Annotated in this window: 19 protein-coding genes; 7 read left to right on the plus strand and 12 right to left on the minus strand. The window is 55.6% G+C overall.

All coding sequences use genetic code 11. The features are described 5' to 3' along the window. Window positions 1-75 precede the first annotated feature (75 nt). Window positions 76-717: a bifunctional 4-hydroxy-2-oxoglutarate aldolase/2-dehydro-3-deoxy-phosphogluconate aldolase gene (locus M2407_RS07850; protein ID WP_046373349.1), complete on the minus strand. Its 642-nt coding sequence runs from the start codon at window positions 715-717 to the stop codon at window positions 76-78. A 154-nt stretch (window positions 718-871) separates the two neighbouring features. After that, a complete protein-coding gene (gene zwf / locus M2407_RS07855) occupies window positions 872-2,347 on the minus strand; it encodes a glucose-6-phosphate dehydrogenase (RefSeq protein ID WP_020827252.1) in 1,476 nt (491 codons plus the stop codon). Window positions 2,348-2,764: 417 nt separating this feature from the next. Here zwf and M2407_RS07860 point away from each other — a divergent pair, with 417 nt between their 5' ends. From M2407_RS07860 to M2407_RS07870, 3 genes are all read left to right on the plus strand, one after another. Continuing rightward, window positions 2,765-3,637, plus strand: a complete 873-nt coding sequence (locus M2407_RS07860; protein ID WP_020827253.1) for a MurR/RpiR family transcriptional regulator — start codon at window positions 2,765-2,767, stop codon at window positions 3,635-3,637. A gap of 188 nt (window positions 3,638-3,825) precedes the next feature. After that, on the plus strand, window positions 3,826-5,268 hold the full coding sequence (pyk, locus tag M2407_RS07865) for a pyruvate kinase (protein WP_020827254.1): 1,443 nt from the start codon (window positions 3,826-3,828) through the stop codon (window positions 5,266-5,268). Between the two features lie 107 nt (window positions 5,269-5,375). Beyond that, window positions 5,376-6,260 (plus strand): leucine-rich repeat domain-containing protein, encoded by an 885-nt coding sequence (locus M2407_RS07870; protein WP_259217522.1) that lies wholly within the window; start codon window positions 5,376-5,378, stop codon window positions 6,258-6,260. Between the two features lie 67 nt (window positions 6,261-6,327). Here M2407_RS07870 and lpxM read toward each other — a convergent pair whose 3' ends face one another. The 3 genes from lpxM to znuA form a co-directional block, all read right to left on the minus strand. Continuing rightward, complete coding sequence (lpxM, locus tag M2407_RS07875; protein ID WP_020827256.1) at window positions 6,328-7,296, minus strand: lauroyl-Kdo(2)-lipid IV(A) myristoyltransferase; 969 nt, start codon at window positions 7,294-7,296, stop codon at window positions 6,328-6,330. Between the two features lie 149 nt (window positions 7,297-7,445). Then, window positions 7,446-8,768, minus strand: coding sequence for a murein DD-endopeptidase MepM (mepM, locus tag M2407_RS07880; protein WP_182822034.1), 1,323 nt, complete (start codon window positions 8,766-8,768; stop codon window positions 7,446-7,448). 21 nt (window positions 8,769-8,789) lie between these two features. Continuing rightward, window positions 8,790-9,755, minus strand: a complete 966-nt coding sequence (gene znuA / locus M2407_RS07885) for a zinc ABC transporter substrate-binding protein ZnuA (RefSeq protein WP_046373347.1) — start codon at window positions 9,753-9,755, stop codon at window positions 8,790-8,792. Window positions 9,756-9,833: 78 nt separating this feature from the next. On the opposite strand from znuA, the gene znuC reads away from it, so the two are divergent. Further along, window positions 9,834-10,592: a zinc ABC transporter ATP-binding protein ZnuC gene (znuC, locus tag M2407_RS07890; protein ID WP_020827259.1), complete on the plus strand. Its 759-nt coding sequence runs from the start codon at window positions 9,834-9,836 to the stop codon at window positions 10,590-10,592. Then, window positions 10,589-11,374 (plus strand): zinc ABC transporter permease subunit ZnuB, encoded by a 786-nt coding sequence (gene znuB, locus M2407_RS07895; protein WP_020827260.1) that lies wholly within the window; start codon window positions 10,589-10,591, stop codon window positions 11,372-11,374. Before znuC ends, znuB begins: the two co-directional genes overlap by 4 nt. Before the next feature lie 69 nt (window positions 11,375-11,443). Here the strand turns inward: znuB and ruvB are convergent, their stop codons facing one another. The 7 genes from ruvB to M2407_RS07930 form a co-directional block, all read right to left on the minus strand. Next, entirely contained in the window at window positions 11,444-12,448 is a 1,005-nt protein-coding gene (gene ruvB, locus M2407_RS07900; RefSeq protein ID WP_020827261.1) for a Holliday junction branch migration DNA helicase RuvB, read from the minus strand. A gap of 20 nt (window positions 12,449-12,468) precedes the next feature. Further along, entirely contained in the window at window positions 12,469-13,083 is a 615-nt protein-coding gene (gene ruvA / locus M2407_RS07905) for a Holliday junction branch migration protein RuvA (protein ID WP_020827262.1), read from the minus strand. 259 nt (window positions 13,084-13,342) lie between these two features. Then, entirely contained in the window at window positions 13,343-13,864 is a 522-nt protein-coding gene (gene ruvC, locus M2407_RS07910; protein ID WP_020827263.1) for a crossover junction endodeoxyribonuclease RuvC, read from the minus strand. 73 nt (window positions 13,865-13,937) lie between these two features. After that, entirely contained in the window at window positions 13,938-14,681 is a 744-nt protein-coding gene (locus tag M2407_RS07915) for a YebC/PmpR family DNA-binding transcriptional regulator (protein ID WP_020827264.1), read from the minus strand. A gap of 19 nt (window positions 14,682-14,700) precedes the next feature. Continuing rightward, the gene (nudB, locus tag M2407_RS07920; protein ID WP_020827265.1) at window positions 14,701-15,147 is read right to left on the minus strand and encodes a dihydroneopterin triphosphate diphosphatase; all 447 of its coding nucleotides are present in this window, start codon (window positions 15,145-15,147) and stop codon (window positions 14,701-14,703) included. Then, complete coding sequence (gene aspS / locus M2407_RS07925; protein ID WP_128864709.1) at window positions 15,147-16,937, minus strand: aspartate--tRNA ligase; 1,791 nt, start codon at window positions 16,935-16,937, stop codon at window positions 15,147-15,149. The genes nudB and aspS overlap by 1 nt, the downstream gene beginning before the upstream one ends. A 202-nt stretch (window positions 16,938-17,139) precedes the next feature. Continuing rightward, window positions 17,140-17,367 (minus strand): FmdB family zinc ribbon protein, encoded by a 228-nt coding sequence (locus tag M2407_RS07930; protein WP_020827267.1) that lies wholly within the window; start codon window positions 17,365-17,367, stop codon window positions 17,140-17,142. A gap of 202 nt (window positions 17,368-17,569) precedes the next feature. Between M2407_RS07930 and M2407_RS07935 the strand changes: the two genes are divergently transcribed. Together M2407_RS07935 and M2407_RS07940 are read left to right on the plus strand one after the other, a co-directional pair. Then, window positions 17,570-18,148 carry a hydrolase gene (locus M2407_RS07935; protein ID WP_116690313.1) on the plus strand — a complete coding sequence of 193 codons (579 nt, stop codon included), beginning with the start codon at window positions 17,570-17,572 and terminating at the stop codon, window positions 18,146-18,148. A 74-nt stretch (window positions 18,149-18,222) separates the two neighbouring features. Further along, on the plus strand, window positions 18,223-19,038 hold the full coding sequence (locus tag M2407_RS07940) for a DUF72 domain-containing protein (RefSeq protein ID WP_130015448.1): 816 nt from the start codon (window positions 18,223-18,225) through the stop codon (window positions 19,036-19,038). The last annotated feature ends 21 nt before the right edge of the window (window positions 19,039-19,059 follow it).

Consider the following 19,059-nt stretch of genomic DNA (forward strand, 5'->3'; position numbering starts at 1 on the left):
AAGGCTCAACACGTCGTTGAGCCTTCGTTTAGCGTGGTGCGGGCAAATAATCGTCAAACCCAGACGCGGCGCGGGTTAGGCCGCAGCGCCACTGACCGCGGTACGTGCCAGTTCGGTGATGCGAGCGTAGTCGCCCTTTTCCAACGCATCGGCCGGAACCAACCAGGAACCGCCGATACACAACACGCTTTTCAGCGCCAGGTAATCACGGTAGTTGTTTGGCGTGATGCCCCCGGTCGGGCAGAAACGCACCTGCGGGAATGGACCGCCGATCGCCTGCAACGCCTTCACGCCACCGTTGGCTTCCGCCGGGAAGAATTTGAACTCACGCAGCCCGTGATCCATACCCAGCATCAGCTCTGAAACAGTGCTAATACCCGGGATCAATGGAATCGTGCCTGCGGTTGCGGCCTTCAGCAGCGCGTCCGTCAGGCCGGGGCTGATAGCGAATTGCGCGCCGGCCTCGGTCACTGCCTGCAACTGCTGCGGGTTAATCACCGTACCGGCACCGATAATTGCCTCCGGCACCTCTGCCGCGATAGCGCGGATTGCCTCCATGGCGCAGTCGGTGCGCAATGTGACTTCCAGCACGCGCACACCACCGGCTACCAGCGCCCTGGCCAGCGGCACCGCATGTTCCAGCTTGTTAATCACTATCACCGGAACCACCGGGCCTGCGGTCAGGATCTGTTCTGCGCTGGTTTTCCAGTTTTTCATCGTTACTTCTCCATTACTTACGGGTTATCAATGGCACGCCCCTGCCACAGGGCCCCACGCATTAAAGCGCAGGCGTCCGGCCGTACCCCAAGTGATGTTGCGCCCCGGTACTGCGGGCAAAAAAATGCCGGCAGATAAGCTGCCGGCAGGGTGATTACTCGAACTCGTTCCAGGAACGGCCGTCACGGGTGATCATCGCCACTGAAGCGACCGGGCCCCAGGTGCCGGATTGGTACGGCTTAGGTGCCTCGTTATCCGCTTTCCACGCGTCCATAATGGAGTCAACCCACTTCCAGGCTTCTTCCACTTCGTCGCGGCGCACGAACAGCGCCTGGATGCCACGCATGGTTTCCAGTAACAGACGCTCATAGGCGTCAGCCACATGCTCCTGGTTGAAGGTTTCGGAGAAACTCAGATCCAGCTTGGTGGTTTGCAGACGGTGCTTGTGATCCAGACCCGGCACCTTGTTCAACACCTGAATTTCGATGCCTTCATCCGGCTGCAGACGAATGGTCAATTTGTTCTGCGGCAACTGCTGGTAAGAATCGCTGAACAGGTTCAATGGCGGGTTCTTGAAGTAGACCACCACTTCAGAACATTTGGTCGGCAGACGCTTACCGGTACGCAGGTAGAATGGCACGCCGGCCCACTGCCAGTTGTCGATATCAACGCGGATTGAGACGAAGGTTTCAGTATTGCTGCTTTTATTCGCCCCTTCCTCTTCCAGATAACCCGGCACCTTTTTGCCCTGCACGAAGCCAGCAGTGTACTGACCACGCACCGTGGTTTCACGTACATTGGTCTGATCGATGCGGCGCAGTGAACGCAGTACCTTCACTTTCTCGTCGCGAATACGGTCAGTCGTCAGATCCGCCGGTGGCGACATGGCAATCATGGTCAGGATTTGCAACAGGTGGTTCTGGATCATGTCGCGCATCTGACCGGCCTGGTCAAAGTAGCCCCAGCGCCCTTCAATACCCACCTCTTCCGCTACGGTGATCTGTACGGAGTCGATGGTGCGGTTATCCCAGTTGGAGGCGAACAACGAGTTGGCGAAGCGCAGCGCCAGCAGGTTCAGTACCGTCTCTTTACCGAGATAATGGTCGATACGATAAACCTGGCTCTCGTTGAAATATTCCGCGACCTGATCGTTGATCACGCGTGAAGAAGCCAGATCGGTGCCCAGCGGTTTTTCCATTACCACGCGCGCCGGCTCGTGGTTCAACTTGGCTTCGCCCAACCCTTTGCAAATCGCGCCAAAGGTGCTTGGCGGCATGGCAAAGTAGTTAATGGTGGTGCGATGTTTCTGGTCCAGCATTTTACCCAATTTGGTAAAGTTCTTGCTGTCGTTCACATCCAGGTTGCAGAAATCCAGGCGCGCGCTCAGCGTCGCCCAGAGCTCGTCATCCAGTTTTTCTTTCATAAAGGTGCCAAGCGCTTCCTTGACCACCTTGATATAGGCTTCTTTATCCCACTCGGCACGGCCGACGCCGATGATGCGGGTATCCGGATGGATATGACCGGCTTTCTCTAACTGGTACAGGGAAGGCAACAGCTTACGACGCGCCAAATCGCCTTTCGCGCCGAAAATAACCAGGTCACACGCCTGGGCTGTAGAGGTTACCGCCATGTTCATCTCCTCGTTGCAGGATATTTGTAATTTTCTTACATTACTAATGTACTCTCTTTGACTACGGCCAGTAAACCCGGATCAAAAGTAGAAAAAAAGCCCCAGAAAATGCAGTGTTAAGCGCTACCGGCTCTAAACGTAGGTGCCCGAGCCAAAAACTGTAATTTTCTGTCTTTTTTGATGCTCTTTTACCATTATGAAAGTTAGACACAGGTCATGTTCTGATGAAAAAAGCCTGCATACCCTCTGTCGACACTGCCAACGGTTACCAGCACGTAGTATATTTCCATTAAACCGGCATTGATTTCTCCTTTGATTGAAATCGACATACCCTATGGATTTCAAGTTATAGCAACTGCCATCACCCCGCTGTAGCTTGAAATGCGACGGGTATAAACCATGAGTGACCCTCGTTATATGAATACGCTGGAAAAAATCCAGAGTCATCTGGAGCTGCTGAGCAAATCTGAACGGAAAGTCGCTGAGGTGATCCTGGCCTCCCCGCAGACCGCCATCCACTCCAGTATCGCGACGCTGGCCAGAATGGCAGACGTCAGCGAACCCACCGTCAACCGTTTTTGTCGCCGCCTCGATACCAAAGGCTTCCCCGATTTCAAACTGCATCTCGCCCAAAGCCTGGCCAATGGCACTCCGTACGTAAACCGTAACGTGGAGGAAGATGACAGCGTCGATGCCTATACCGGTAAAATATTCGAATCGGTGATGGCCAGTCTGGATACAGTAAAGGCAAATTTGGATATTGCCGCAATCAATCGTGCGGTTGATCTACTTACCCAGGCAAAAAAAATCTCTTTCTTCGGTTTGGGGGCCTCTGCGGCGGTCGCTCACGACGCGATGAACAAATTTTTTCGCTTTAATATCCCGGTGGTCTACTTCGACGATATCGTCATGCAACGTATGGGCTGCATGAATTCCAGCGAAGGGGACGTAGTGGTGTTAATCTCCCACACCGGTCGTACCAAAAACCTGGTGGAAATGGCGCAGCTGGCGCGTGAAAACGACGCCACGGTTATCGCCATCACCTCACGCGATACCCCTCTGGCGCACGAGGCAACCCTGGCGTTGTTGCTTGATGTTCCCGAAGATACCGACGTTTATATGCCGATGGTGTCACGAATTGCGCAATTAACGCTCATAGACGTGCTCGCCACCGGATTTACCTTGCGCAGAGGGGCCAAATTCAGAGATAACTTGAAGCGGGTCAAGGAAGCGTTGAAAGAATCGCGCTTTGATAAGGGTGTCGTTATCCCCAACAATTTCGACTCGTAACCGATGTGAAAAAACCTGTCGTTCAAGATCATCTGGACGGCGGCATTAGAGGCAGTACCCTGTTAAAACGCTCATGCGGGTAACCCAGGTGAAACATCAGTGTAGTAAAATTACATTTCACTCCAGGTTTCGTTATCCGACGTTATCGCAACACCAATAATTTGCTTCACCAGTCAACGGAGTAATACATGTCCAGACGGCTCAGAAGAACCAAAATTGTTACCACCCTGGGTCCGGCTACTGACCGCGACAATAATCTGGAAAAGATCATTGCCGCAGGCGCAAACGTAGTTCGGCTAAACTTTTCCCACGGCACGGCAGAAGATCATCAGGCTCGCGCCGACAAAGTGCGCGAAATCGCTGCCAAGTTGGGACGTCACGTCGCTATTCTGGGTGACCTGCAAGGGCCGAAAATTCGTGTTTCCACCTTTAAGGAAGGCAAAATCTTCCTTAACATCGGTGATAAATTCCTGCTCGATGCCAACATGGCCAAGGGCGAAGGCGATAAAGAAAAGGTCGGTATCGACTATAAAGGCCTGCCTGCCGACGTGGTGCCGGGCGACGTACTGCTGCTGGACGACGGCCGCGTACAGTTGAAAGTGCTCGAAGTTCAGGGCATGAAAGTCTTTACCGAAGTGACCGTTGGCGGCCCGCTGTCCAACAATAAAGGCATTAACAAACTGGGTGGCGGCCTGTCCGCAGAAGCCCTTACCGAGAAAGACAAGGCCGATATCGTCACCGCAGCAAAAATCGGCGTCGATTATCTGGCGGTTTCCTTCCCGCGCACCGGCGAAGATCTGAACTATGCCCGCCGTCTGGCGCGCGATGCTGGCTGTCACGCCAAGATCGTTTCCAAGGTTGAGCGTGCCGAAGCCGTCTGCAGCGACGAAGCCATGGATGACATCATTCTGGCCTCCGATGTAGTGATGGTTGCCCGTGGCGATCTGGGCGTCGAAATCGGCGACCCTGAGCTGGTCGGCATCCAGAAAAAGCTGATCCGCCGTGCTCGCACCCTGAACCGTGCCGTGATCACCGCGACCCAGATGATGGAGTCGATGATCACCAACCCGATGCCGACCCGCGCCGAAGTAATGGACGTGGCGAACGCCGTGCTGGACGGCACCGACGCCGTGATGCTGTCTGCCGAAACTGCCGCGGGTCAATACCCGGCCGAAACCGTAGCCGCAATGGCGCGCGTTTGCCTGGGCGCGGAGAAGATCCCAAGCATCAATGTCTCCAAGCACCGCCTGGACGTACAGTTCGACAACATTGAAGAGGCTATCGCCATGTCTTCAATGTACGCAGCCAACCACCTGAAAGGTGTTACCGCGCTGATTGCCATGACCGAATCCGGCCGTACCGCACTGATGATGTCACGCATCAGCTCCGGCCTGCCTATCTTCGCCATGTCGCGCCATGAACACACGCTGAACCTGACCGCACTCTATCGCGGCGTGACCCCGGTGTACTTCGACAGCCATAACGACGGTGTTATCGCCGCCAATGACGCGGTTAACCGCCTGCGTGATAAAGGCTTCCTGGTCTCGGGTGACCTGGTGATCGTCACCCAGGGTGACGTGATGGAAACCGTTGGCACCACCAACACCAGCCGTATTCTGCGCGTCGAGTAATCTGTCCTGCCGCCGGCCGTTAACGCGGCCGGCATTTTTTCCCGCACCGCCCTTTCCCCCTGTTAAACTCGTCTCCTGTCGCCACCATGGCAAACGGAGAGGCTTCGATGCTTCATCAACACCCACAGCAAAACCGCACGGCACAATGTCTGGATCTGGACGGTCAAGGGCTGGAAAATCTGGACGATACCTGTCTACAAGGCAACTCACTGCTAAAAATCAGTCTGTATAACAATCGGCTTCGGCAATTCCCACGGCAGATTTTGCAGCATGCCGATCTGCAGGTGTTGAACATCTCTTGCAACCAACTCAGCGAACTGCCAACTGAAATAGGCCTGTTGAAACAGCTGGCCATGCTCGATTGCGGCCATAACCAGGCCAACCAGATACCGGCTGGGATCGGTGAGCTGCGTGAACTGACTTATTTATACCTCAGCGATAACGCCTTTCGCGATCTGCCCCTCGAACTGGGGCGGTTACATAAACTGCGGTATTTGAATGCGACAGATAACCAACTGAGCGAATTACCTACGGCAATCGTGCAACTCGGCGCGCTGCAGGAACTGCGGCTTTACAATAACCAGATTGCCTCGTTGCCTGAGACGTTCGGCCAGTTGACCGACCTGCGGGAACTGCACCTGATGAATAATCGTCTGGTTGCACTACCAGAGCAAATAGCCCAGCTCTCTGCGCTGAGGGTGCTGGATGTGGAAAATAACGCTATCAGCCAGCTGCCAACCACTTTGGGTCGGCTGGCCAACCTGACTCACCTCAACCTCAGAACCAACCGCCTGCAACAGCTACCGACGTCTTTTGGTCAGCTTAAGGCACTGACCACGTTGGATCTGCGCGCTAACCGCCTAAGCGTCCTGCCTGACAGCCTGGCCGAGTTAACCCAGTTACAGCGGTTGGATCTACGCTGGAACAACTTTGCCGAAATGCCTGCCGTGCTGGAGCCGCTGATTGCCCAAGGTTGCCTGGTGCATATTTGAACCGTCAGAAACAGCAAGGGCCAGTCACCCGCAGATGACTGACCCTTGCCTGACGCCAAAACTGAGCTTAGCGGTATAAATCGTCGCGTGAATAGGGTTCGATTTCCCCTTCTTTACGCGTTTTCAGCAGCTTGAGGATCCAGGTGTACTGTTCCGGGTTGGGACCTACCAGATTCTCCACTTCTTCATTCATCCGGCGGGCAATGGTGCGATCGTCGGCCGTCGCCAGGTCGTCCATCGGCGGTCGTATATGGATATCCAGCATGCTGGTTTTACCGTCATACACCGGGAACAGCGGCACAATGGCCGCACGACAGACCTTCATCAGACGCCCGACCGCAGGCAGCGTAGCTTTATAGGTCGCAAAAAAATCCACGAATTCGCTGTGTTCTGCTCCGTGATCCTGGTCCGGCAGATAATAGCCCCAATACCCCTGACGCACAGAACTGATAAACGGCTTGATACCGTCATTGCGCGCGTGCATGCGACCGCCGAACTTGCGACGTACGGTGTTCCACAGATAATCGACCAGCGGGTTGCTTTGGTTATGGAACATCGCCGCCATCGGCTGACCACGAGCTGCCATCAGCATCGCCGGAACATCCACCGCCCACCCGTGTGGTACCAGGAAAATCACGTTACGCCCTTCTTCACGGATTTTATCCAGCACTTCTTCACCGTGCCAGCGAACGCGCTTCAACACTTTCTCAGGTTGGGTACAGGCCAGCTCCGCCATCAAGATCATCGATTGCGGTGCGGTGGCGAACATCTCGTCGATGATATGTTCACGCTCATTTTCGGGCAGCTCAGGCAGGCAGTACAACAGATTAATGCGCGCACGGCGTCGAGCGCCTTTTGCCACCTTGCCGGCCAGTTTACCCACTGCGCCGAGCACCGGATCGCGCAGACGTGCAGGCACCAGTGAAATACCGGCCATTAACCCGGTTCCCAGCCAAACGCCCCAGTAGCGCGGATGGTAAAAGGCTTTCTGAAATTGCGGAATGAACTCTAGGTTCGATTTTTTCTCGTTTTGCATGCACAAGCTCTTAACATAGCGGTTCGGCTAATCATAATTGCAAAGGGTGATTTTGCAATTCACAACGGCGAAGCACCAATATAAAACAACATCGGCCCGTAATCAGGCCGATGGAATCACTGGCGCGGTAACGCGCCGGGGCAAAGGGATCAATCCAGCTGCAGCTGAGGCACCACTTCTTTCACCTGCGCCAGATAATCGCTGCGATCTTTACCGCTTAGCCCTTCTGAACGCGGCAGTTTCGCCGTCAGCGGGTTGACCGCCTGCTGGTTGGTCCACATTTCGAAGTGCAGATGCGGGCCGGTTGAGCGCCCGGTGTTGCCGGATAGCGCGATGCGATCACCCCGTTTCACCTTCTGGCCTGGCTTAACCAACAGCTTTTTCAGGTGCATATAACGCGTGGTGTACTGGCGACCATGGCGGATGGCCACGTAGTTGCCCGCGGCGCCGCTGCGTTTGGCGATCAACACTTCGCCGTCGCCCACCGCCAGCACCGGAGTACCGACCGGCATCGCGAAGTCGACGCCTTTGTGCGGCGCAATGCGCCCGGTGACCGGATTCACCCGGCGTGGGTTGAAGTTTGAAGAGATGCGGAACTGCTTCATGGTTGGGAAACGCATGAAGCCGCGCGCCAGGCCCGAGCCCTGACGATCGTAGAATTTACCGTCTTCGGCACGGATGGCGTAATAGTCTTTGCCGCCGGTGCGCATACGCACGCCCAACAGCTGACTTTGTGCGCTCTTGCCGTCAAAGTGTTCGCGGGACATCAGTACCGAGAACTGATCCCCTTTGCGCAGTTTGCGGAAATCCAACTGCCACTGCAGCGCTTTGATCACCGCATTGATTTCAGTACGGCTCAGACCGGCATCGCCGGCGCTGCTGACGAAACTGCCGTTCAGACGGCCGCTGATCACATTGTTGCGCCATTCGCCCTGCTGCGACTCCTGGGTTTCTTTGAAGTTGTTACCTACGCGGTCATAGGTGCGGGTTTCACGCCGGGAAACTTCCCAGGTCAAACGCTGCAGATCGCCGGCATCGTTCACCGTCCATGACAGCTGCTGGCCAATTTTCAGATTACGCAGATCGCGGTTTTGCGATGCCAACAGCGTGACATCCGACATATCTATGCCGTATTGGGTCAGAATGCTGCCCAGCGTATCACCGGTAGAAACAACATATTCATGCACGCCATCCTCGCCGGCGACCTTCTGGTCCAGCTCATCCTGTGGGATGTCATCATCGGGGGTGGCTTGGTCGAGATCGATCGGTTCGCTGGCTTCTGGCAGCAAGGATCGTAACTGGCTGGATTCTAACTCAATGCTTTTAACGATGGGGTTATGTTCTGGGTGATAAACAAAAGGCCGCCAGACGGCAACGGCCAATGTAACCACTGTCAGCGACCCCAGCATGACGCGGTGGGGCCGTGGCAGATTGTTATACGCCAGAGCGATAGTTCGGACTATCTGCTGCACTCGATTTTATCCTCATAATCTTTACTTCAGGCAGCTCACGTACTGGTTTGACAGCTGAGTCAGGAAGTTCCCGTAGCTGTCTTTCCCCAGTGCGATGCCGGTGCCCAGCGGGTCCAGCGTTCCAGAACGCACTTTGGTCCCTTTGGCAACGGCATTGATTACGGCCGGCCTGAATTGTGGCTCAGCAAAAACGCAGACTGCTTTCTGCTCAACCAACTGTGTTCGAATTTGGTGTAAGCGCTGTGCTCCAGGTTGGATTTCGGGATTCACGGTGAAATGGCCCAGCGGGCTCAAACCGAAATGTTTCTCAAAATAGCCGTAAGCATCATGAAAAACAAAATATCCTTTGCCTTGCACAGGCTTGAGCATGTTACCAACATTTTTGTCAGTTTGCGTCAGTAGATTCTCGAACTGGCGCAGGTTTGCGTCTAATTTGTCCTTATTCTGTGGCATAAGTTCCAATAACCTGTCGTGAATCGCGATCGCGGTCACTTTTGCCACTTCCGGAGACAGCCAAACGTGCATGTTATATTCGCCATGATGGTGCCCATCGCCCTCATCGTGATCGGCATGATTATGCGCATCCGTTGCATGATCATGGTCGTGTTCATGCTCATGATCGTCGTCTTCGCCCTTCATCAACAGCGGTTTTACTCCGCTCAGTTCGCTGATGGCCAATTGACGATTAGCCGACACCGGTGTTAGGGATTTGGTCAGAAAAGCTTCCATATCCGGGCCTACCCACACCACCAGATCGGCGGCACGCAGGCGTTGGATATCGGAAGGTCGCAAGGCGAAATCGTGCGGCGAGGCGCCATCCGGCAGCAGCACCTCGGTCGGCGTTACGCCATCGGCGATGGCGGAGGCGATAAAGCCCAGTGGGCGAATGGATGTCACTACCGCCGCAGAGGCGCTGCTCAGCGGTCCGGCCATCATCAGTGCGCTAGCCAGCAACGTGCGCTGCAGCCATTTATTTTTATGTGCCATTATCAGTAATCCCGTCGTTTTCATCAGCGAGGCGTGATATTATAACATTCGGTTAGTTCTGCAAAATGTAATCATGAGATGTCCACACTGACAACGCTAAAAAATATCTCCGTCTCCTTTGGTAACCGTAAGGTGCTGTCGAATATTTCGCTCAGCCTTCAACCGGGCCGTATTCTGACGCTGCTCGGCCCAAACGGCGCGGGCAAATCCACGCTGGTGCGCGTGGTACTCGGGCTGGTTGCGCCAACGGAAGGTACGCTGGAACGCGAACCGGGTCTGCGTATCGGTTACGTGCCGCAAAAACTGCACCTCGACGCCACCCTGCCACTCACCGTAAGCCGCTTTATGCGCCTGAAACCCGGCGTAAAGAAAGCCGATATTCTGCCCGCGCTGAAACGCGTGCACGCAGCGCACTTGCTCGATCAGCCGATGCAAAAACTCTCAGGCGGCGAGAATCAGCGCGTACTGCTCGCGCGGGCGCTGCTGAACAAACCGCAACTGCTGGTGCTGGATGAGCCAACGCAAGGGGTTGACGTCAACGGCCAACTGGCGCTGTACGATCTTATCGACCAACTGCGCAAAGAACTGGGTTGCGCGGTTCTGATGGTGTCCCATGACCTGCATCTGGTGATGGCGAAAACCGATGAAGTGCTGTGCCTCAACCAACACATCTGCTGTTCCGGCGCACCGGAAGTGGTCTCGATGCATCCTGAATTCATCGCCATGTTCGGCAACCGCGGTGCGGAGCAATTGGCGGTCTATCGTCACCACCATAATCACCGTCACGACCTGCAAGGACGAATTGTGTTGAAGAAAACCGGGGGCCGTGAGGCATGATCGAACTGTTATTACCCGGCTGGCTGGCCGGGGTGTTGTTGGCCGCCGCCGCCGGTCCATTAGGCTCCTTTGTGGTCTGGCGCCGGATGTCCTATTTTGGCGATACCCTGGCACACGCCTCTTTGCTGGGTGTGGCCTTCGGGCTGCTGCTGGACGTAAATCCTTTCTATGCGGTGATTGCCGTGACGCTGGTGCTGGCGCTGGTGCTGGTGTGGCTGGAGCGTCGTCCGCAACTTTCCGTTGACACCCTGCTCGGTATTATGGCGCACAGTGCGCTGTCGTTGGGGTTGGTGGTGGTGGCGCTGATGTCCAACGTGCGGGTCGACCTGATGGCCTATCTGTTTGGCGACCTGCTGTCGGTCACCTTCACCGATATCTGGATGATTGCCATTGGGGTCAGTGTCGTACTGTTGATCCTGTGGTGGCAGTGGCGCAACCTGCTGTCGATGACCGTCAGCCCAGAGCTGGCACATGTTGACGGGGTCAATCTGGTCCGTGCTCGTACCGTACTGATGCTGGTTACCGCCCTGACCATTGGTCTGGCGATGAAATTCGTCGGCGCGCTGATCATCACCTCACTGCTGATCATTCCGGCCGCTACCGCACGGCGCTTCGCCCGAACCCCTGAGCAAATGGCCGCCTACGCGGTGCTGGTGGGTGTGCTGGCAGTGACCGGTGGATTGGCCTTCTCGGCATTTTACGATACCCCGGCCGGCCCATCGGTGGTACTGAGTGCGGCGGTGCTGTTCGTCCTGAGCTTGTCCAGGAAGCAGCAAGCCTGACCTCCCTCTCGCAGATAGCAAAAGGGCCGCAATTAGCGGCCCTTTTTAATGCGGATTACGGCGTAATATTTACTCTTCGCGCACCATGCCAAAGTGCTTATAGGCATGATTGGTGGCCATGCGCCCGCGCGGCGTGCGTTGGATGAAACCTTGCTGGATCAGAAACGGCTCGATCACGTCCTCGATAGTTTCCCTTTCCTCGCCGATCGCTGCCGCCAGGTTATCCAGGCCCACAGGGCCGCCGGTGAACTTGTCGATTATCGCCAGCAACAGTTTGCGGTCCATGTAATCGAAGCCTTCGGCGTCAACGTTCAACATATCCAGCGCCTGCATCGCCACCTCGCCATTGATCACGCCATTGGCGCGGACTTCGGCAAAATCGCGTACCCGACGCAGCAAACGGTTGGCGATACGCGGTGTACCGCGCGCACGGCGAGCCACTTCATGTGCGCCCTCGTCCGACAGATCCAGCCCCAGACAGTTAGCGCTGCGTGAAACGATGTGCTGCAGATCGGCAACCTGATAAAACTCCAGACGCTGCACAATGCCGAAGCGATCGCGCAGTGGCGAAGTCAGGGAACCGGCGCGGGTGGTTGCCCCCACCAGCGTGAACGGCGGCAAATCGAGTTTGATCGAGCGTGCTGCTGGGCCTTCACCGATCATGATATCCAGTTGGTAATCTTCCATCGCCGGATACAGCACTTCTTCCACTACCGGAGACAGACGGTGGATTTCATCGATAAAAAGGACGTCGTGCGGTTCCAGGTTGGTCAGCATCGCCGCCAGATCGCCCGCCTTTTCCAGTACCGGCCCGGAGGTGGTGCGCAGGTTAACGCCCATTTCATTGGCAACGATGTTGGCCAGCGTGGTTTTCCCCAACCCGGGCGGGCCGAAGATCAGCAAATGGTCCAGAGCGTCGCCACGCTGCTTGGCAGCCTGAATAAAGATTTCCATCTGCTCGCGGACATGCGGCTGACCGACATACTCCGTCAGCAGCTTCGGCCGGATGGCGCGATCAAGAATTTCTTCTTCATTGATCGGCTCGGCAGAAATCAGGCGATCGGCTTCAATCATTCTCTACCCCTTATCGGCGCTTACAGCGCGGCACGCAGCGCGTCGCGGATCAGGGTTTCGCAATCTGCACCCGGCTTGGCGATTTTACTGACCATGCGACTGGCCTCCTGCGGTTTGTAGCCCAGCGCCACCAGCGCAGAGGCCGCTTCGGCTTCCGCATCCAGTTCGGCCGCTTTCGCCGCTGTGGCAGGAAGCGTGATTTCGCTGCTGCTGTTAAACAGATCGCCATTAAGCCCTTTGAAGCGGTCTTTCATTTCGACCACCAGGCGCTCTGCGGTTTTCTTGCCTACGCCCGGCAATTTTATCAGCGACGTGATCTCTTCACGCTCAACCGCGCTGACAAACTGCTGCGCTGACATGCCGGACAGAATGGCCAGCGCCAGCTTAGGGCCAACGCCGTTCACTTTAATCAGTTCGCGAAACAGCGCGCGCTCTTGTTTATCGTTGAAGCCATACAGCAGTTGGGCATCTTCGCGCACCACAAATTGGGTAAACACGATAGCCTCTTGCCCCAGCTCAGGCAGTTCATAAAAGCAGGTCATCGGCATATGCACTTCATAGCCCACGCCGTTTGCCTCCAGTAATACCAGTGGCGGTTGCTTTTCCAGAATATAACCTCTGAGACGACCTATCATTTACCCTCCTGCTGAATTCCTGAGCATGACCTTCTGCCATGCCGTGCTGCTAAAGCTTATAACATAAAAAAGGCTGGATGAATATCCAGCCTCATACTGCTGACAAAGTCCTCTATATTTAACATCAGCGATCTGAGTGCTAATAAAAACAAAGGATGATGTCTACAGGTTTACCCCAAACATCCGAAAACCACGCTTTTCGGGTGTTTGTTATCAAACTAAGGCTGGATGGATATCCAGCCTCGGAACTGATTAAGCGTTACTTTAAACGTCCACGCGCCAGGTTCAATCGCCCTTCGCTCATCCGCAGCACGTTTTGGCTGAGGTGACAGTGGGTAATGGCGATCGCCAGCGCATCGGCGGCATCGGCCTGAGGATTGGCCGACAGCTTAAGCAGCGAGCGCACCATATGCTGCACCTGTGCTTTTTCGGCCGCGCCGGTACCGACCACCGTTTGTTTAACCTGACGTGCCGCATACTCAAACACTTCCAAATTCTGGTTCACGGCAGCAACAATAGCCACGCCGCGCGCCTGCCCAAGCTTGAGCGCCGAATCCGGGTTCTTCGCCATAAACACCTGTTCAATAGCGAAAAAGTCTGGTTTAAACTGGGTAATGATTTCACTGACGCCCGCATAAATCAGCTTTAAGCGCGTCGGCATGTCATCCACTACGGTACGAATACAACCGCTGGCAATATAGCTCAACTGGCGGCCCTGCTGACGAATCAGGCCGTAACCGGTGACGCGCGATCCGGGATCGATACCGAGTATGATCGTCATCCCTACACCCACCTTGCGTTAAGCATTAACTTCGCCAGGCGCTGCCACAAGACAGCGCCGTACTTCAACCCCATTACAGCGTCGCAGCAACCTCGTCGGAGATCTCACCGTTGTGGTAAACCTCCTGCACGTCGTCGCAGTCTTCCAGCATGTCGATCAGGCGCAGCAGCTTAGGCGCGGTTTCTTCATCCATATCGGCTTTGGTCGATGGGATCATGGAAACTTCTGCCGATTCGGCGGTGAAACCGGCAGCGGTCAGCGCGTCTTTCACTTCACCCAGGTTTTCCCAGGCGGTGAAGACGTCGATAACGCCATCGTCGTAGCTGACGATATCTTCAGCACCGGCTTCCAGCGCAGCTTCCATCACCACGTCTTCATCCAGGCCCGCTGCGTAAGTGATCACGCCCTTCTTGGTGAACAGGTAAGCCACGGAGCCGTCGGTGCCGAGGTTACCGCCACACTTGGTGAAGGCATGACGCACTTCCGCCACGGTACGGTTGCGGTTGTCACTCAGGCACTCGATCATGACGGCAGTGCCGCCCGGGCCGTAGCCTTCATAAATGATGGTTTCCATATTGGTATCATCATCACCGCCTACCCCACGCGCGATGGCACGGTTCAGGGTGTCGCGCGTCATGTTGTTGGACAGCGCCTTGTCGATCGCCGCACGCAGACGCGGGTTAGCCCCCGGATCGCCACCGCCCAGTTTCGCGGCGGTCACCAGCTCGCGAATAATTTTGGTGAAAATTTTACCGCGCTTGGAATCCTGCGCTGCTTTACGGTGCTTTGTGTTGGCCCACTTACTATGACCTGCCATAAAAAATCTCCGAAAAAAATTACTGGACTGAATTAATCACAAACTCTTCAATCGCCTGCTGATTGCTCCAGGACTTGGTCAACTTCACGGCTTCCGCCGCCTCAAGCCACTGGTAGGCGTGATGCTCGGTAATCACCGGATCGCGCTCTTCAGGCAAAGCCAGACAGAACCAGTGCTCTTTATTGCGCGTGGTTCCCGGGGCATAGCGATGTCGCAAATGGACAAAGAGTTCAAACTCCACACAGCGCTGGCAATCGAACAACGGCAGTTTCTCTGCTTCGATATCGATGCCGACTTCTTCCATGACCTCACGCCGTGCGGCATGCGGCGGCGACTCATCTTCCTCCAGGCTGCCGGTCACCGACTGCCAGAATTCGGTATCATCGCGCCGCTGTAACATCAGCACCCGACCACTGGATTTGGCATAAATCACTACCAGAATAGACTCGGGACGCTTGTAGTTCATTACTGGTTCTCTACATTTGAATCGTCAGTCGCTTTCTTTACCACGCTGATTGCCAGCTCCTGCAACGACGCCGGGTTCGCGAAGCTTGGTGCTTCGGTCATCAAGCAGGCCGCAGCGGTGGTTTTCGGGAAGGCGATCACGTCACGAATGTTGTCGGTGCCGGTCAGCAGCATCACCAGACGGTCCAGACCGAAGGCCAAACCGGCGTGCGGCGGCGTACCGTACTTCAACGCGTCCAACAGGAAACCGAATTTTTCACGTTGCTCGTGTTCGTTAATACCCAGAATGCTGAATACCGTCTGCTGCATTTCGCTACGGTGAATACGCACGGAACCGCCACCCACTTCGTAGCCGTTAATCACCATGTCGTAGGCGTTGGCGATGGCATTGATTGGCGTGTTGGCCAGCTCTTCCGGGCTCATGTCGCGCGGTGCGGTGAACGGGTGGTGCATCGCTGCCAGACCACCTTCGCCGTCTTCTTCGAACATCGGGAAGTCCACGACCCACAGCGGTGCCCAGCTGTCCAGCTTGGTCAGTTCCAAATCACGGCCCAGCTTCAGACGCAGCGCGCCCATCGCATCGGTGACAATCTTGAAGCTGTCGGCGCCGAAGAACAGAATGTCGCCGCTCTGCGCGTTGGTACGCGCCAGAATTGCTTCCAGTACTTCTGCACTGAGGAATTTAGCAATCGGGCTTTGTACGCCTTCCATGCCGGCGGCACGGTCATTGACCTTCAGCCAGGCCAGGCCTTTGGCACCATAGATGTTAACGAAAGTGCCGTACTCATCGATCAGCTTACGGGTCAGCTGCGCACCACCAGGTACACAGATCGCGGCAACGCGGCCTTTGGCATCGTTAGCCGGGCCGGAGAACACCTTGAATTCCACGTCCTTCACCAGATCGGCAACGTCCACCAGCTCCAGTGGGTTACGCAGGTCCGGCTTGTCCGAGCCATAGCGACGCATGGCTTCTTCGAAGGTCATGACCGGGAAATCACCCAGATCTACGCCCTTCACGTCCAGCCACAGTTCACGCGCCAGTTTCTCCATCACTTCACGCACCTGATCGGCGGTCATGAAAGAGGTTTCCACGTCGATCTGGGTAAATTCAGGCTGACGGTCGGCACGCAGGTCTTCGTCGCGGAAGCATTTGACGATTTGGTAGTAGCGGTCGAAACCGGACATCATCAACAGCTGTTTAAACAGCTGCGGCGACTGTGGCAACGCATAAAACTTGCCTTTATGTACGCGGCTCGGGACCAGATAGTCACGGGCGCCTTCCGGCGTGGCCTTGGTCAGCATCGGGGTTTCGATATCGAGGAAACCGTGGCTGTCCATAAAGCGGCGCACAAAGCTGGTGATTTTGGCACGGGTTTTCAGGCGATCGGCCATTTCCGGGCGACGCAGATCCAGGTAGCGGTATTTCAGGCGCGCTTCTTCGGTGTTGACCTGGTTGGAATCCAGCGGCAGTGGCTCGGAGCGGTTGATGATCTCCAGTGCATGGGCGAACACTTCTACTTCACCGGTAGCCATATCTTTATTGATCTGGCTGTCCGGACGGGCACGCACGGTGCCGACGATCTGGATGCAGAATTCATTGCGCAGGTCGTACGCCTTGTCGAACGCGGCCTTCTGGTCCGGATCGAAGAACACCTGCACGATGCCTTCGCGGTCGCGCATATCAATAAAGATCAGGCCGCCCAGATCGCGACGACGGTTGACCCAACCACATAAAGTGACTTCCTGGCCCACGTGAGACAGATTCAACTGCCCGCAATATTCAGTACGCATACGCTATCCTTTTGGCTTAAGCCGATGCCGCGCGGGCTTTTGGCGCCTGCCACGCGGCTGTTTTCTGATGAACTCAATACCCGTCATCTTTCAAGTTGCAGCGTTGTAATCTGCACTCTCTCACCCCAGTGACTTACTCAAGTAGGCGCCAGGGGTGAGATAGCTGGCTGGCTGGCTGCTACTCGAAAGCTATAGGGTATATTTACTTGCCCGGTTTGAAGTCGGTTGCATACCAACCGGTACCCTTTAACTGGAAACCGGTGGAAGAAATCAGCTTGGTTAACGCGGGCTGCCTACACGCCGGACAATCCGTCAGCGGCGCATCGGAAAATTTTTGCAACTTCTCTAACCGGTGGCTGCAAGCACCACATGCATATTCATAAATCGGCATAGGTCGTTGGAGTAAAGTGAGCTGAAAAAAGGCGATCATTATAAAGGAAATTCATGCGCCAGATAAGTGCGAACACAGCTTTGTTGCAACACTAAATGGTGTGTTTTTGCCCGAAGTAACACATTGATTAACAAATTTCTCATTAACCGGTGATGCTTTTTTCACGTAGCCTGAATCGATGCTTGTTTAGCGCGCTATCTAAGCTGCGCGTATTTCATCCACCTTGTCACGAGATATTTCCATGTTGAAACTTGATGCTCACACCACCGCACTGGTGTTAATTGATTTGCAAAACGGCATCCTGCCCTTCGCCGGTGGCCCACACAGCGCCGAAAGCGTGGTGGCCAATGGCGCGCAGTTGGCGGCACATTTCCGTTCGCTGGGGGCACCGGTGATCCTGGTACGCGTCGGCTGGTCCGACTCTTTCGCCGAAGCGCTGAAACAGCCGGTGGACAAACCGTCTCCCGCCCCTGCCGGCGGATTGCCTGCCAACTGGTGGGAATTCCCGGCATCCCTGGCGGTGAGCGACCGCGACATTCTGGTGACTAAGCGCCAATGGGGTGCGTTTTACGGCACCGATCTTGACTTGCAACTGCGTCGCCGTGGCATTAAATCGGTGGTGCTGGGCGGTATCTCCACCAATATTGGCGTGGAATCTACGGCTCGCGCGGCCTGGGAACACGGCTACGAGTTAGTGATAGCCGAAGATCTCTGCAGTGCGCAAAATGCTGAAATGCACCAGTTTGCTTTCGATAATATCTTCCCGCGGTTGGCGCGTGTTCGCAGCACCCGCGAAATTGTTGCCGCACTCGACCAGTAACGCTAACTTGTAGGGGCGCCGCCTGCTGCCCCCACCTTTGACTGGCAGGGAAAATTAAGGAAGATGCTAGCTTGATGTATATCGGACTCCCACAGTGGCAACACCCGGCCTGGAATCGTATCGGGCTGCGCGATCTGGCGGATTACAGCCGCTATTTTAACTGCGTGGAAGGCAATACCACCTTCTACGCGTTACCCAAACTGGAAATAGTCCAGCGTTGGCGCGATATGACCACCGATGATTTTCGCTTCTGTTTCAAGTTCCCCGCCACCGTCAGCCATCAGGCTGCACTGCGTAACTGCGCCGCCGAACTGCAGGCATTTTACCACTGCCTGGGTCCGGTGCATCAGCGCATAGGCCAGCTGTGGCTGCAATTGCCGGCGGCGTTCGGCCCGGCGGAATTACCGGCGATGTGGCAGTTCTTCGACGCTTTGCCGAAAGAGTTTACCTATGGCGTGGAAGTGCGGCATCCGGCGTTTTTCGACAAAGGCGAGGAAGAGCGGCTGCTGAATCAGGGGTTACACCAGCGGGGTATCAACCGGGTGATCCTCGACAGCCGGCCGGTGCATCACGCCCTGCCCAACAGCGCCGCCGTGCGCGATGCCCAGCAGAAAAAGCCCAAGCTGCCGGTGCATGCTCTGGTCACCGCCAACAATCCGCTGGTACGTTTCATCGGCGGCGATGTGCTGCAAGATAACCTGCGCTGGTTCGACGCCTGGCAGCAGAAATTGCCCGTTTGGCAGCAACAGCACCAACCTTTTTTGTTTATACATACGCCGGATAATGGTGATTCCCCCCAGCAGGCACAGAAAATCTGGCAGCAGCTGTATCAGGCTATTCCGAATTTACCCCCTCCACCGGACTGGCCGGAGCAGGATGCGCTGTTTTGACCGATTAATCTGACCAATTAC

Source organism: Serratia sp. BIGb0234 (assembly GCF_024809915.1).
Classification (GTDB): domain Bacteria; phylum Pseudomonadota; class Gammaproteobacteria; order Enterobacterales; family Enterobacteriaceae; genus Serratia; species Serratia liquefaciens.

Bases quoted from the DNA above. Each gene is read 5' to 3' on its own strand.
- lpxM (WP_020827256.1), bottom strand. From the start codon at position 7,296: ATGCAAAACGAGAAAAAATCGAACCTAGAGTTCATTCCGCAATTTCAG.
- znuA (WP_046373347.1), bottom strand. From the start codon at position 9,755: ATGGCACATAAAAATAAATGGCTGCAGCGCACGTTGCTGGCTAGCGCA.
- M2407_RS07860 (WP_020827253.1), top strand. From the start codon at position 2,765: ATGAATACGCTGGAAAAAATCCAGAGTCATCTGGAGCTGCTGAGCAAA.
- zwf (WP_020827252.1), bottom strand. From the start codon at position 2,347: ATGGCGGTAACCTCTACAGCCCAGGCGTGTGACCTGGTTATTTTCGGC.
- M2407_RS07935 (WP_116690313.1), top strand. From the start codon at position 17,570: ATGTTGAAACTTGATGCTCACACCACCGCACTGGTGTTAATTGATTTG.
- M2407_RS07850 (WP_046373349.1), bottom strand. From the start codon at position 717: ATGAAAAACTGGAAAACCAGCGCAGAACAGATCCTGACCGCAGGCCCG.
- M2407_RS07870 (WP_259217522.1), top strand. From the start codon at position 5,376: ATGCTTCATCAACACCCACAGCAAAACCGCACGGCACAATGTCTGGAT.
- znuB (WP_020827260.1), top strand. From the start codon at position 10,589: ATGATCGAACTGTTATTACCCGGCTGGCTGGCCGGGGTGTTGTTGGCC.
- znuC (WP_020827259.1), top strand. From the start codon at position 9,834: ATGTCCACACTGACAACGCTAAAAAATATCTCCGTCTCCTTTGGTAAC.
- ruvB (WP_020827261.1), bottom strand. From the start codon at position 12,448: ATGATTGAAGCCGATCGCCTGATTTCTGCCGAGCCGATCAATGAAGAA.
- M2407_RS07940 (WP_130015448.1), top strand. From the start codon at position 18,223: ATGTATATCGGACTCCCACAGTGGCAACACCCGGCCTGGAATCGTATC.
- ruvC (WP_020827263.1), bottom strand. From the start codon at position 13,864: ATGACGATCATACTCGGTATCGATCCCGGATCGCGCGTCACCGGTTAC.
- M2407_RS07915 (WP_020827264.1), bottom strand. From the start codon at position 14,681: ATGGCAGGTCATAGTAAGTGGGCCAACACAAAGCACCGTAAAGCAGCG.
- M2407_RS07930 (WP_020827267.1), bottom strand. From the start codon at position 17,367: ATGATCGCCTTTTTTCAGCTCACTTTACTCCAACGACCTATGCCGATT.
- aspS (WP_128864709.1), bottom strand. From the start codon at position 16,937: ATGCGTACTGAATATTGCGGGCAGTTGAATCTGTCTCACGTGGGCCAG.
- nudB (WP_020827265.1), bottom strand. From the start codon at position 15,147: ATGAACTACAAGCGTCCCGAGTCTATTCTGGTAGTGATTTATGCCAAA.
- ruvA (WP_020827262.1), bottom strand. From the start codon at position 13,083: ATGATAGGTCGTCTCAGAGGTTATATTCTGGAAAAGCAACCGCCACTG.
- pyk (WP_020827254.1), top strand. From the start codon at position 3,826: ATGTCCAGACGGCTCAGAAGAACCAAAATTGTTACCACCCTGGGTCCG.